This is a genomic window from Nocardioides marinus, assembly GCF_013408145.1.
GTDB classification, from domain to species: domain Bacteria; phylum Actinomycetota; class Actinomycetes; order Propionibacteriales; family Nocardioidaceae; genus Nocardioides; species Nocardioides marinus.
In genome coordinates this window covers 1,670,692-1,682,964 of record NZ_JACBZI010000001.1, presented here as the reverse complement: position 1 = coordinate 1,682,964, position 12,273 = coordinate 1,670,692, and the positions used below count along the sequence as shown (strand labels likewise).

Here is a 12,273-nt window from a genome sequence, read left to right as displayed (position 1 = left end):
ACGCTCGTCGCTCATCGCCCCGAGGGGCGGTGAGCGGTGGCGGCGTGCGGACCTCAGGGTCCGTACGTCGCCACCATCCGGCGCGCCGCCGCCTGCGCGAGGTCGGCGGTCCGCAGCCCGGTGAGTCGGCGCAGCACCTCGCCGCCCCGCTGGTCGGTTCCCTGGCCGGCCCCCTCGTCGGCCCCCTCGTCCTCCCGGTCGTCGGCCCGGTCCCCGAGCGCGTCGACGAGGTCCCACAGCACGGTGTCGCCGTAGCTGCTCACCAGGTGCTCGCAGGCCCACCAGGACAGCCCGTAGTTGGCCCCCGAGGTGGAGCCGTTGAACACCTCGCTGGCCGGCAGGTCGAGGTCGCCGGACTCCAGCCCCTCGCGCGCGGCCACCAGTGACGCCGTGGACAGGGCGCGGTCCTGGGGTGCGAGCGGTGCGACGGAGACCCACTCCGCGATGCCCTCCGAGAGCCACGTCGGCACGTCGTCGTCGCGTGCGCCCAGCGCGACGTGGGTCAGCTCGTGGCGCACCAACCGGTCCCGGGCGGCGGCCTCCCGCGCCAGCATCCGCGGGTGCAGGGCGACCCGCACCCCCGCGGTGGCCGCGAGCGGGTCGGTGTCGTCCAGCGGCACCGGGAAGGCGACGGCGTCGACCGCGTCCGGGTCGCCGCCGGGCAGCTCGCGCAGGGACGCCATGAAGCCGGTGTCGGAGAGCGCGTAGACCACCACCCGGTGCTCCCACGAGTAGGGCACCACCGCGCTCACGTCGGCGATGCCGCGCTGCACCGAGGTCAGCAGGTCGTCGGCCCGGTCGACGCTGTCGGCGTCGAAGACCCCCAGGACACCCGCCACGCTGCGCACCTGCACCGGGCCGCGGTCCCAGGGCTGGGCCAGGACCCCGTTGCGGGCCTCCCACGCCGCGTCGGTCACCGACGCCAGCCGCAGGCGACCCCTCGTGTCGGGCGAGAAGAGGTAGCGGTCGCGCGAGACGACCGGCGCGGCGTCGTACCCCTCGAGCTGCAGGTGCACGCGCACCACCACCCAGTACGACCCGTCGACCCGCAGGATGTCGGCGGGGTCGAAGGAGTAGCGGAAGACACCGAGGGGCAGCTGGCGCACCGAGGTGAAGTACGCCGACTGGGCGCGCCGGAACGCGGGGTCGCCGGCGGCGAGGCCGGCGCGGAACTGTCGGGCGCGGTCCTCGCGGACCGCCACCGCGCGGCGCCGCAGCACCCGCTTGAGGTCCTCGATGACGCCCGGGGGCGGCGGGGCCGCCGAGGTCGGGGCCGAGGCGCCCGGCGGGTCGTCACGCAGCAGCACGCAGCCGCTCAGGCCCCCCAGCACCAGCGACAGCACCACCAGGAGCGGTGCCAGTGCCCGGGGCCGGCCGCGGATCGGGTCTCCCTCCCAGGACCGCTCAGCTTCGCCGTTCAACGGCGTCGAGGTCGGGGAGCGCGTCGTCGGCCATGGCCTCGACGATGCCCCGGGCGAGGTGCTGGGCGGTGAGCCCGATCCGGTCGAGGATCACGTCGCGCTTGGCGTGCCCCAGGAACTCCTGCGGGATGCCGTGCAGCCGCACCGGGGTGCGGACCTCCGCGGCGACCAGCGCCTGCAGCAGCGCCGCGCCGCACCCGCCCTGCACGCCGTTGTCCTCGACGCTCACGACGAGCCGGTGCTCCCGGGCCAGCTCGATGAGCGCCGGATCCACCGGCTTGACCCAGCGGGGGTCGACGACGGTGACGCCGATGCCCTGGGCGGTGAGCCGCTCGGCGACGTCGACGGCGGTCGTGGCCATCGACCCGACGGCGACGACCAGCACGTCCTTGGCGCCGGAGCGGACCAGCACGTCGCACCCTCCGGCACGGTCCACGGCCTCGACGTCGGCGGGCGGCGCGCCCTTGGGGAAGCGGACCACGGTCGGGGCGTCGTCGACCAGGACGGCCTCGTCGAGCAGCTCGCGCAGTCGGGTGGTGTCGCGCGGGGCCGCGAGCCGCAGCCCGGGGACCACCTGGAGGATCGACATGTCCCACATGCCGTTGTGGCTGGCACCGTCGTCGCCGGTCACCCCGGAGCGGTCCAGGACGAAGGTGACGCCGCAGCGGTGCAGCGCGCAGTCCATGAGGACCTGGTCGAAGGCCCGGTTGAGGAAGGTCGCGTAGACGGCCACCACGGGGTGCAGGCCGCCCATCGCCAGGCCGGCCGCCGAGGTGGCGGCGTGCTGCTCGGCGATGCCGACGTCGAAGGTGCGCTCGGGGAAGTGCCGCTCGAAGGCGTCGAGACCGACCGGGTGCATCATCGCGGCGGTGATCGCCACGACGTCCTTGCGCCGGTGGCCGAGGTCGACCATCGCCTCGGAGAAGTGGTCGGTCCAGATGCGGCCCTTCGGCTTCTCCGCGCCGGTCTGGACGTCGAAGGGGCCCGGCGCGTGGAACTGGTCGGCCTCGTGCCGCTCGGCGGGGTCGTAGCCGTAGCCCTTGCGGGTCAGTGCGTGCACGATGACCGGCCCGCCGAAGCGCTTGGCCTGGGTCAGCGCGGTCTCCATCGCGGCACGGTCGTGGCCGTCGACGGGGCCGACGTACTTCAGGCCGAGGTCCTCGAAGAGGCCCTGCGGGGCGAGGGCGTCCTTGAGCCCCTTCTTCATCGCGTGCAGCGCGTCGTAGGCCGCCGGGCCGACGCCGGGGACGGAGTTGAGCCGCTTCTTGACCGCGTCGAGGACGTGCTCGTAGCGCGGGTCGGTGCGCAGGCTCGACAGCGCGGTGGCCAGGCCGCCGATGGTCGGGGTGTAGGAGCGGCCGTTGTCGTTGACGACGATCACCAGCCGGCTGTCCTTGGCGATGGCGATGTTGTTGAGCGCCTCCCAGGCCATGCCGCCGGTCAGCGCGCCGTCGCCGATGATCGCGACGGCGTGGCGGTCCTCGCCGCGGATGCGGTAGGCCTTGGCCAGGCCGTCGGCGTAGGACAGCGCGGTCGAGGCGTGGGAGTTCTCCACGATGTCGTGCTCGGACTCCTCCTGGCTCGGGTAGCCCGAGAGCCCGCCCTCGCGGCGCAGGGTGCCGAAGGACTCCACGCGGCCGGTCAGCAGCTTGTGGACGTAGGACTGGTGCCCGGTGTCGAAGACGATCCGGTCGCGCGGGGAGTCGAAGACCCGGTGCACGGCCAGCGTCAGCTCCACGACCCCCAGGTTGGGCCCGAGGTGGCCGCTGTTGGTGGCGACCGTGCGGATGAGCAGGTCGCGGATCTCACTCGCCAGGAGCGTGAGGTCGTCGTCGCTGAGTCCCTGGAGGTCACGGGGTCCCGTGACCGTCTCCAGCACTCCCATCGGGGCCCTCCTCGTGCATCGCCTGCCCCGGTGCGGTGGCACAGGGGCGAGTCCCCGAGTCTAGACGGAGGACCTCACAGGTCCACGACGGCGACGGCGGGCTCGTGCAGGCTGCCCAGCCAGACCCGCCCCTCGTGCTCACGCACACCGGTGACCATGTGGAAGTCGGGCGTGTCGAGGTCGAGGTCGTGCACGAGGCGGCCGTGGTCGTCGTAGGCCTGCACGCGGCAGGTGTGGGCCGGCTTGGGCTGGAGCCGCTCGGGGATGCGGGTCACCGCCCTGCGTGCCCACATCGGCGCACTGCCGAGCCGCTCGACCACCCGGTCGACGGGGCTGGCGATGCTGACCCAGACCAGCCCGTCGCTGCCCCGGGCGATGTTGTCGGGGTAGCCGGGCAGGTCACCGGCCAGCAGGTCGCGGGTGCCGGCGCGGTCCCCGGTCAGCCAGCGGCGTACGAGGGTGCGGGCGCGGGTCTCCGCGACGACGACGAACGACTCGTCGGCGGCCAGGGCGACGCCGTTGGCGAAGGCCAGGCCGTCGATCACCGTCTCGACGGTGCCGTCGGGGGTCAGGCGCAGCAGCCGGCCGGAGCGGGTGTCCTGGACGAAGTCGTCCTTCCAGCGCTCGATGCCGTAGTGGCGCGAGGAGTCGGAGAACCAGATCGTCCCGTCGGATCCGATGGCCGCGTTGTTGCAGAAGACCATCGCGGTGCCGTCGACCTCGGCGAGCAGCCGCTCGACGGCGCCGGTGTCGGGGTCCATCCGCAGCAGGCCGCGGTGGGCGTCGCAGACCAGCAGCCGCCCCTCGGGGTCGATCTCGAGGCCGAGCGGGCGTCCGCCGGTGTCGCCGACCTGCTCGACGGAGCCGTCGGGCCGCACCCGCAGCACCGCGCCGTCGACGGTGCCGGTGTAGACCGAGCCCTCGTGGCGCCCGGCGGTGGCGACCACGACGTCCTCGGCGCCGTCGTGGTGGACCCGGTGGACGGTGACTGGTGTGCTCACGCGCACAGCCTGCTGTAGACCGGGCCGGAGAGGAACCCCGGCAGCACCTGGCGCGCCGACCCGGTGAGGTCCAGGTCGAGGACGCGACCTGCCTCGACGAAGACGATCTGCCGGCCCTCCCCGCACACGACGTCGTCGTCGGTCAGGTCGACGGCCGCGGCGTAGAACGACAGCTCGTCGTGGGAGTCGTAGGCGGCGTGGAAGACCGTGGCGACCTCGACGAGCGTGAGGTCCTCCGGTGCCAGGAGGACACCGGTCTCCTCCTCCAGCTCACGCACCGCCCCGGTCAGGGGGTCCTCGCCGGGCTCGAGGTGCCCGCCGCACATCCCCCACTTCTCGGGGTCGATCACCGGGTGCTCGTCGCGCTCCTGGAGCAGCAGGCGTCCGTGGCGGTCGACGAGGACGACGCAGGCGAATCGGTGCATGCCCTCCACCCAACCACCAGGCGCAGGCCCCGGCTCAGAGCCGCGCCCGATAGCGCCTGCCGCGCAGCGCCTCCTCGACCAGCCCGACCTCGCGACGCAGGCCCACCAGGCGCGCCTCCTCGGTGAGGTAGGTCTGCACCGCCGCCTCCACGACCTCCCCGTCGGCCACCTGGGGCAGGTCGGCCCGGGCCTCGCTCAGCCCGCGGCGTACGGCGGCGTGACAGCCCTCCACGTGCAGCACCGCGAACCGCGCCAGCACCACCGGGTGGCGGCGCAGCGTCGGGTACCCGCGGAACTCCGGCGGGCACTGGTCCAGGAGCCAGGCACACGCCGTGGCCTCCCAGTCCGGGGCGTCGGGGGGTCGTACGGCGCGCGGCCAGCCCGGCGGGGCGACGAGTCGGTCCATGGCGCGATCCTACGCCTGCATCGAACACCTGTTCGACCCCGATGCTCCTCAACCGGCCAGGAACGAGAACCGCACCTCTCGCTCGTGGTTGTCGACGTTGAGGTCGACCAGGCACAGGCTCTGCCAGGTGCCGAGGGCGAGCCGGCCGTCGAGGACGGGGAGGGTGGCGTACGGCGGGACCAGCGCCGGCATCACGTGCGACCGGCCGTGGCCGGGGGTGCCGTGCCGGTGCCGCCAGCGGTCGTCGGCGGGCAGCAGGTCCCCCAGCGCGGCGAGCAGGTCGTCGTCGCTGCCGGCTCCGGTCTCGAGGACCGCCAGCCCGGCGGTCGCGTGCGGCACGAACACGTGGAGCAGTCCGTCCCCACGGCCACGGCACCACGCCTGCGCGCGATCGGTCAGGTCGAGCACCACGTCGGCGGAGCCCGTGCGCACGGTGAAGGTCTCGGAGTCCATGCCCCCGTTCTACCCCGGTCACACCGGCCGCGGCTTTACCTGGACGTGACACGCGCGTCCCCGGAGCCGGCGCCCCGCTCCCCTAGCCTCGCCGACGTGGAGGTCCTGTCCCTGGCGTGGCGCACCGACCTGGCGCTGCTCGCGCAGTCGGGCAGCGAGGTCGAGCACCACCCGGCGTACGTCGTCGTGCGCACGCCGGGCAACCCGACCTTCCGCTGGGGCAACTTCGTCCTCCTGCGCCGCACTCCCCTGCTGCGCGACCTGCCCGGCCTGGCCGACCGGGTCGAGGCCCTGCTGCCGGGGCTGGGCCACCACGCCGTCGGCATCGACGACCCCGCCGCCGGGCGGGAGGACGTCGAGCGGTTGCGCCGGCCGGGGTGGCGGGTGGCCGTCGACGCCGTGCTCACCGCCGACGCGGTGCTGCCCCCACGACGCGAGCAGCGCAGCGCGGTCGTGCGGGCGCTGGTCGGTGACGCGGACTGGGCACAGAAGGTCGCGCTGGACCTCGCCTGCGCGGAGGGCGCCGGTCCCGACCACGACGTCTTCGCGACCCGCCGGGCCGCAGCCGAGCGCGCCACGGTGGAGGCCGGCCACGGCGCCTGGTTCGGCGCGTTCGACGGCGAGCGACTCCTGGCCGGTCTCGGGATCTTCCGTGCCGGGGACGGGCTGGCGCGCTTCCAGACCGTGCAGACCCACCCCGAGGCCCGGCGCCGTGGCCTGGCGCAGGCCCTGCTGCACCACGCCGGCGCGCACGCGCTGGGCGAGCTCGGTGCCCGACGGCTGGTGCTGGTGGCCGATCCCGACCACCACGCGCTCGACCTCTACCTCGGCGCCGGGTTCGTCCGCACCGAGAGCCAGGTCAGCGCCGAGGGCCTCAGGACTCCAGCCAGGCCGTGAACGCCCGGTTGTCGTAGGGACGCCCCAGGAACTCCTCGACGAGGTCGGCGGCGTCGCGGCTGCCGCCGGCGGCCAGCACGGTGTCGCGGTAGCGCCGCGCCACGTCGGGGGCGAACAGGTCGCCCGCGTCGAAGGCGGAGAAGAGGTCCTTGGCGATGACCAGGCTCCACATGTAGGTGTAGTAGCCCGAGCCGTAGCCCTCCAGGTGGCCGAAGCCGCAGTGGAAGTGGGTGTCCGGCACCTGCCCCCACACCGCGTAGCGCTCCGACAGCTCCCGGGAGCGGGCCGCCAGGTCCGCCGGCAGCTCGGCGTGGAAGTGGTACGAGACCGCCGCGTAGTACATCTGCGTGCGGGCGTAGTAGCCCTTGCCGAACTCCTCGGCCGCGCGCATCCGGTCCACCAGCGCTTCCGGGATCGGGGTGCCGTCGGCGTCGACGGCGAAGCCCGCGAGCACGCCGTGGTCCCAGGCCCACTCCTCCAGCATCTGGCTCGGCGCCTCGACGAAGTCCCACTCGGTCGCGACCCCGGAGAAGCGCACCCACGGGTGCCGCCCGGCCAGCACGTGGTGCAGCAGGTGGCCGAACTCGTGGAACAGCGTCACCACCTCGGAGTGGTCCATCCGGGTCCGGCCGAAGTTGCACACGAGCACGCCTTCGGGCAGCTGCCGGCCGGCGACGCCACGCACGAGGTCGAACTGGGCGGCGTGGTTGTACTTGCCCGGTCGCGGGTGCAGGTCGAGGTGGATCCGGCCCAGCCGCTCGCCGGTCTCCACCAGCACCACGTCGTACGACGCCACCTCGGCGTGCCAGGAGGGCGCATCGACCGGGAGGTACTCCAGGCCGAAGAGCCGGCCCGTCACGTCGAGCAGGCCCTGGCGGACCCGCCCGGACTCGAAGTAGCCGCGCACCGTCTGGCCGTCGACGTCGTACTGCTCGCGGCGCACGACCTCGCCGTAGTAGCGGGCGTCGGCCACGTCGAGCCGCTCGAGCTCGGGGTGGTCCTGCCGGGCGCGCTCGAGCAGCACCGCCGCGTCGCGCTCGGCGCTGGCGGTGGCGTCGCGGGCGACCCGGTCGACGAACTCGGCGACGGCCGCCCCGGTACCGATCATCTTGACCTCGGCGTCGTAGTCGGGCCAGGAGTCGTAGCCCAGGAGCCTGGCCTGCTCGTCGCGGACCGCGAGCAGGTCGTGCAGGACGGGGTCGTTGTCGGGCCAGCCGATGTTGAGGAACGTGTGCATCACCGCGTGCCGTGCCTCGCGGTCGGCGGAGAACATCAGGAACGGGTTGGTGTCGGGGTAGCCGGTCGTGATCGTGACGGTGCCGTCCTCGGCCACCGGGTGCGACTCGACGTAGTCGGCCGGCAGCCCCGCCAGCGCGCTGGCCGGCACCCGGGTCTCGCCGGCCCCGTCGCGGATGTTGCGCGAGAACGCCTGCCCGAGGTCCGAGCCGCGTGCGGAGAGCTCACGCAGCCGGTTGCGGGTCTTCTCGTCGCGGTCCACCCCGCTGCGACGGAAGGCGAGCAGCGCGTCCTCGAGGACGCGGTCCGCGCCGTCGGGCAGCCCCTCGGTGGGGGCGGCCTCGAGCACGGCGTACACCTCCGGGTCGAGCATGAGGGCGGTGCGCAGCTCGTGGAGCTGCTGCTCGTAGCCCTCGGCCCGCTCGCGCAGCGCGGCGTCGGGGTGCACCTGGGAGAGCAGGCCGGCGACGGCGAAGGCGTTGCCGAGGACGACGTGCACGTCGTTCCAGCGCGGCAGGGTCGCCGGGTCGCCGGGTGCGCTGCCGCGCAGCACGTCGACGAGGCCCTTCGTGCGCTCCAGCCCGCCGAGGACCTGCTCGTCGAGGAAGGCGTTCCAGCCGTCGAGGTCCTCCACGGCGGGCAGGGTCACGGGCTGGAGGTCGCCCGCGGAGGGCGCGCTGTGGTTCGGCACGGGGCGAGGCTACCCACGCGGTGTGCCGTCGGGGTCACACCCGTGGGGCCCGTGTCGCACCTCAGACCTGGGTGAGCCCCGGGTCGCGGGGCGGCTCGATGCCGCCCGCACAGGACGCCCGCGGCTCGGGCGCGGTCTCGCCGTTCCCCAGCTCGGCGATGAACAGCTCCAGGCGCGGGTCGTCGGCCCCGGTCAGTGCCAGTCGCCGCTCCCAGACCACCACGACGACGGGCGCGTCCAGGCCGACCCAGGGCGTGAGGATGCCGTTCTGCGGGAGCAGCTCGGCCAGGCGGGCGACGTCGTCAGCACCGAGGTCCGGGTCGTGCGCGATGACGACGGTGCCGTGCTCGAGGTCGTGCACGAGGTTCTCGGCGGGCACCTGCTCGTCGTACGTGCCGCAGTCGAGCCACTCCCCGGCGTGCGGGCCACCCACGGGCGGCTCGGTGGGGTACTCCACGGCCTCGTCGGTGTGCGTCGTCGGCAGGTCCTCGAAGACCTCGACGGCGTCGAGCGTGAGGTCCACGGGCTCCGGACGCAACCGCTCGGCCACCTGAGGCAGCACCGTCGCCGCGGTCATGACGAACAGCACGCCCAGGAGCGCGACCGCCAGCACCGCCAGGCGCGAGCCACGGCTCACCCCTGCTCCAGCAGGCGCTCGACCCGCTCGACCTTCGCCGTCAGCTGCCCGTCCCAGCCGGGGCGGATGTCGGCCTTCAGCACCAGCCCGACGCGCGGGGAGACCTCGGCGACGACGTCCACGGCGCGCTTGACCACGGCCATTACCTCGTCCCACTCCCCCTCGACGTTGGTGAACATCGAGTTCAGCTCGTAGGGCAGCCCCGACTCCTTCACCACGCGCACGGCGGCGGCCACCGCCTCCGACACGCTGCCGGTCTCGTCGCCGCTGGTCGGGGAGATGCTGAACGCCACGATCATGGCGCCACCGTATCCAGCGCCTCCTCGAGAAATGGGTCGTGCCCCCCAGCGGGCGCCTGGGCGCGCGCTGAGGGGCACGACTGCGTGCTGCGGAGGGCTCAGCCCTTCAGCAGCGAGCGCAGGACGTACTGCATGATGCCGCCGTTGCGGTAGTAGTTCGCCTCGCCGGGGGTGTCGATGCGGACGACCGCGTCGAACTCCACGTCGCCTGCCTTCACCGAGAGCGTCTTGGGGGTCTTGCCCTCGTTGAGCGCGGTGATGCCGGTGATGGTGAACTCCTCCTCGCCGGTCAGGCCCAGCGACTCGGCGGTCTCACCCTCGGGGAACTGCAGCGGGATGACGCCCATGCCGATGAGGTTCGAACGGTGGATGCGCTCGAAGGACTCGGCGATGACGGCCTTGACGCCCAGCAGCGCGGTGCCCTTGGCGGCCCAGTCGCGCGAGGAGCCCGAGCCGTACTCCTTGCCCGCCAGCACGACCAGCGGGATGCCGGCCTCGATGTAGTGCTCGGAGGCCTCGAAGACCGAGGTCACCTCGCCGTCGGCGGTGAAGTCGCGGGTCACCCCGCCCTCGGTGCCGGGGGCCAGCTGGTTGCGCAGCCGGATGTTGGCGAAGGTGCCGCGGATCATGACCTCGTGGTTGCCACGGCGCGAGCCGTAGGAGTTGAAGTCACGCTGCTCGACGCCGTGCTCGGCGAGGTAGCGACCGGCCGGGCTGTCCTTCTTGATCGCGCCGGCGGGGCTGATGTGGTCGGTGGTGACCGAGTCGCCGAGCTTGAGCAGGACGCGCGCACCCTCGATGTCGGTGACGGGGGTGGGCTCCTCCGGCATGCCGTCGAAGTACGGCGCCTTGCGGACGTAGGTGGAGTCCTCGTCCCAGGTGAAGGTGTTGCCCTCCGGGGTGGGCAGCGAGCGCCAGCGCTCGTCGCCCTTGAAGACGTCGGCGTAGGAGGAGGAGAACATCTCCTTGTTGATCGCCTGGGCGATGGTCTCCTCGACCTCCTGCGGCGAGGGCCAGATGTCCTTGAGGTAGACCTCGTTGCCCTCGGTGTCGGTGCCCAGGGAGTCGTTGAACAGGTCGACGTCCATCGAGCCGGCCAGCGCGTAGGCAACGACCAGCGGCGGGGAGGCCAGGTAGTTCATCTTGATGTCGGGGCTGATGCGGCCCTCGAAGTTCCGGTTGCCCGAGAGCACCGAGACGACCGCGAGGTCGTGCTCGTTGACCGCGGCGGAGACCTCGGGGATGAGCGGGCCGGAGTTGCCGATGCAGGTCACGCAGCCGTAGCCGACGAGGTTGAACCCCAGCTTGTCGAGGTACGGCGTGAGGCCGGCCTTCTCGTAGTAGTCCGAGACGACCTGCGAGCCGGGCGCCAGCGTGGTCTTGACCCACGGCTTGCGGGCCAGGCCCTTCTCCACGGCCTTCTTGGCCAGCAGCGCGGCGCCGATCATGACCGAGGGGTTGGAGGTGTTGGTGCAGGAGGTGATCGAGGCGATCGTCACCGCACCGTGGTCGAGGGTGAACTGGGTGCCGTCCTCGAGGGTCACCTCGACGGGGGTCGAGGGGCGACCGCCGTCCTTGGGCGCAGCGGAGGCCCAGTCCTTCGGCGGAGCCGCCTCGCCGCCGCCGTTGCTGGTGGCGGGGTCGGAGGCCGGGAAGGTCTCCTCGACGGACTCGTCGTAGCCCTGGGTCTGCTGGGCGTCGGCGTCGACGTAGTCGGCCAGGGCGGCACGGAAGCCCTCCTTGGCCTTGGTGACCTCGATGCGGTCCTGGGGACGCTTGGGACCGGCCAGCGAGGGCACGACCGTGGAGAGGTCGAGCTCGAGCTTCTCGGAGTAGCGCGGCTCGGCGTCGGGGTCGAGCCAGAGGCCCTGCTCCTTGGCGTAGGTCTCGACGAGGGCGATCTGCTCCTCGGAGCGACCGGTCAGGCGCAGGTAGTCGACGGTCTGGTCGTCGATCGGGAAGACCGCGATGGTCGAGCCGAACTCCGGGCTCATGTTGCCGATCGTGGCGCGGTTGGCCAGCGGCAGCGCGGAGACGCCGGGGCCGTAGAACTCCACGAACTTCCCGACCACGCCGTGCTTGCGGACCATCTCGGTGATGGTGAGCACCAGGTCGGTGGCGGTCGAGCCCTCGGGCAGCTCGCCGGAGAGCTTGAAGCCGACCACGCGCGGGATGAGCATGGAGACCGGCTGGCCGAGCATGGCCGCCTCGGCCTCGATGCCGCCGACGCCCCAGCCGACCACGCCGATGCCGTTGACCATCGTGGTGTGGGAGTCGGTGCCGACGCAGGTGTCGGGGTAGGCCAGCAGCTCGCCGTCGACCTCGCGGGTGAAGACGGTGCGAGCGAGGTGCTCGATGTTGACCTGGTGCACGATGCCGGTGCCCGGCGGGACGACCTTGAAGTCGTCGAAGGCCCCCTGGCCCCAGCGCAGGAACTGGTAGCGCTCGCGGTTGCGCTCGTACTCGATCTCGACGTTGCGCTCGAAGGCCTCGGGGGTGCCGAAGACGTCGGCCATCACCGAGTGGTCGATGACCATCTCGGCGGGCGCGAGCGGGTTGATCTTCGTGGCGTCGCCGCCGAGGTCGGCCATCGCCTCGCGCATCGTGGCGAGGTCGACGACGCAGGGGACGCCGGTGAAGTCCTGCATGATCACGCGCGCCGGCGTGAACTGGATCTCCTTGTCGGGGTCCGCGCTCGCGTCCCACCCGGCGAGGGCCTTGATGTCCTCGGCGGTGATGTCGGCACCGTCCTCGGTGCGCAGGAGGTTCTCCAGCAGGACCTTGAGGCTGAACGGCAGGCTCTCGACGTCGAGGCCCTCACCGGTCACCTTGTCGAGACGGAAGATCTCGTAGGACGCCCCGTTGACGTCCAGGGTGCTCTTGGCACCGAAGCTGTTCTTGCTACCCACTGACCAACATCTC

Annotated in this window: 11 protein-coding genes; 1 reads left to right on the top strand and 10 read right to left on the bottom strand. The window is 72.7% G+C overall.

What is annotated here, in order from left to right; all coding sequences use genetic code 11:
- Positions 1–53 precede the first annotated feature (53 nt).
- The 6 genes from BKA05_RS08005 to BKA05_RS07980 form a co-directional block, all read right to left on the bottom strand.
- Complete coding sequence (locus BKA05_RS08005; RefSeq protein ID WP_179530964.1) at positions 54–1,421, bottom strand: hypothetical protein; 1,368 nt, start codon at positions 1,419–1,421, stop codon at positions 54–56.
- On the bottom strand, positions 1,405–3,306 hold the full coding sequence (dxs, locus tag BKA05_RS08000; RefSeq protein WP_179530963.1) for a 1-deoxy-D-xylulose-5-phosphate synthase: 1,902 nt from the start codon (positions 3,304–3,306) through the stop codon (positions 1,405–1,407). Before dxs ends, BKA05_RS08005 begins: the two co-directional genes overlap by 17 nt.
- Positions 3,307–3,380: 74 nt before the next feature.
- Entirely contained in the window at positions 3,381–4,307 is a 927-nt protein-coding gene (locus BKA05_RS07995) for an SMP-30/gluconolactonase/LRE family protein (protein ID WP_179530962.1), read from the bottom strand.
- A complete protein-coding gene (locus BKA05_RS07990; protein WP_179530961.1) occupies positions 4,304–4,732 on the bottom strand; it encodes an NUDIX domain-containing protein in 429 nt (142 codons plus the stop codon). The genes BKA05_RS07995 and BKA05_RS07990 overlap by 4 nt, the downstream gene beginning before the upstream one ends.
- 34 nt (positions 4,733–4,766) lie before the next feature.
- Positions 4,767–5,138: a hypothetical protein gene (locus BKA05_RS07985; protein ID WP_179530960.1), complete on the bottom strand. Its 372-nt coding sequence runs from the start codon at positions 5,136–5,138 to the stop codon at positions 4,767–4,769.
- Positions 5,139–5,186: 48 nt separating this feature from the next.
- Complete coding sequence (locus BKA05_RS07980) at positions 5,187–5,591, bottom strand: YjbQ family protein (RefSeq protein WP_179530959.1); 405 nt, start codon at positions 5,589–5,591, stop codon at positions 5,187–5,189.
- 96 nt (positions 5,592–5,687) lie between these two features.
- Between BKA05_RS07980 and BKA05_RS07975 the strand changes: the two genes are divergently transcribed.
- Positions 5,688–6,488 carry a GNAT family N-acetyltransferase gene (locus BKA05_RS07975; protein ID WP_179530958.1) on the top strand — a complete coding sequence of 267 codons (801 nt, stop codon included), beginning with the start codon at positions 5,688–5,690 and terminating at the stop codon, positions 6,486–6,488.
- On the opposite strand, the gene BKA05_RS07970 is transcribed toward BKA05_RS07975, so the two are convergent.
- The 4 genes from BKA05_RS07970 to BKA05_RS07955 all read right to left on the bottom strand — a co-directional run bounded on the left by BKA05_RS07970 (position 6,466) and on the right by BKA05_RS07955 (position 12,260).
- Positions 6,466–8,415, bottom strand: coding sequence for a M3 family metallopeptidase (locus tag BKA05_RS07970; protein WP_343045569.1), 1,950 nt, complete (start codon positions 8,413–8,415; stop codon positions 6,466–6,468). The two genes, BKA05_RS07975 and BKA05_RS07970, sit on opposite strands and share 23 nt — an antisense overlap.
- Before the next feature lie 61 nt (positions 8,416–8,476).
- Positions 8,477–9,052, bottom strand: a complete 576-nt coding sequence (locus BKA05_RS07965; protein ID WP_179530957.1) for a DUF3105 domain-containing protein — start codon at positions 9,050–9,052, stop codon at positions 8,477–8,479.
- Complete coding sequence (locus tag BKA05_RS07960) at positions 9,049–9,351, bottom strand: MTH1187 family thiamine-binding protein (RefSeq protein ID WP_179530956.1); 303 nt, start codon at positions 9,349–9,351, stop codon at positions 9,049–9,051. The genes BKA05_RS07965 and BKA05_RS07960 overlap by 4 nt, the downstream gene beginning before the upstream one ends.
- A 98-nt stretch (positions 9,352–9,449) precedes the next feature.
- On the bottom strand, positions 9,450–12,260 hold the full coding sequence (locus BKA05_RS07955) for an aconitate hydratase AcnA (RefSeq protein ID WP_179530955.1): 2,811 nt from the start codon (positions 12,258–12,260) through the stop codon (positions 9,450–9,452).
- Positions 12,261–12,273 lie beyond the last annotated feature (13 nt).

What these genes read in the sequence shown, in the direction of transcription:
- dxs (WP_179530963.1), bottom strand. Translation starts at nt 3,306, where the DNA reads ATGGGAGTGCTGGAGACGGTCACGGGACCCCGTGACCTCCAGGGACTC.
- BKA05_RS07990 (WP_179530961.1), bottom strand. Translation starts at nt 4,732, where the DNA reads ATGCACCGATTCGCCTGCGTCGTCCTCGTCGACCGCCACGGACGCCTG.
- BKA05_RS07985 (WP_179530960.1), bottom strand. Translation starts at nt 5,138, where the DNA reads ATGGACCGACTCGTCGCCCCGCCGGGCTGGCCGCGCGCCGTACGACCC.
- BKA05_RS07980 (WP_179530959.1), bottom strand. Translation starts at nt 5,591, where the DNA reads ATGGACTCCGAGACCTTCACCGTGCGCACGGGCTCCGCCGACGTGGTG.
- BKA05_RS07960 (WP_179530956.1), bottom strand. Translation starts at nt 9,351, where the DNA reads ATGATCGTGGCGTTCAGCATCTCCCCGACCAGCGGCGACGAGACCGGC.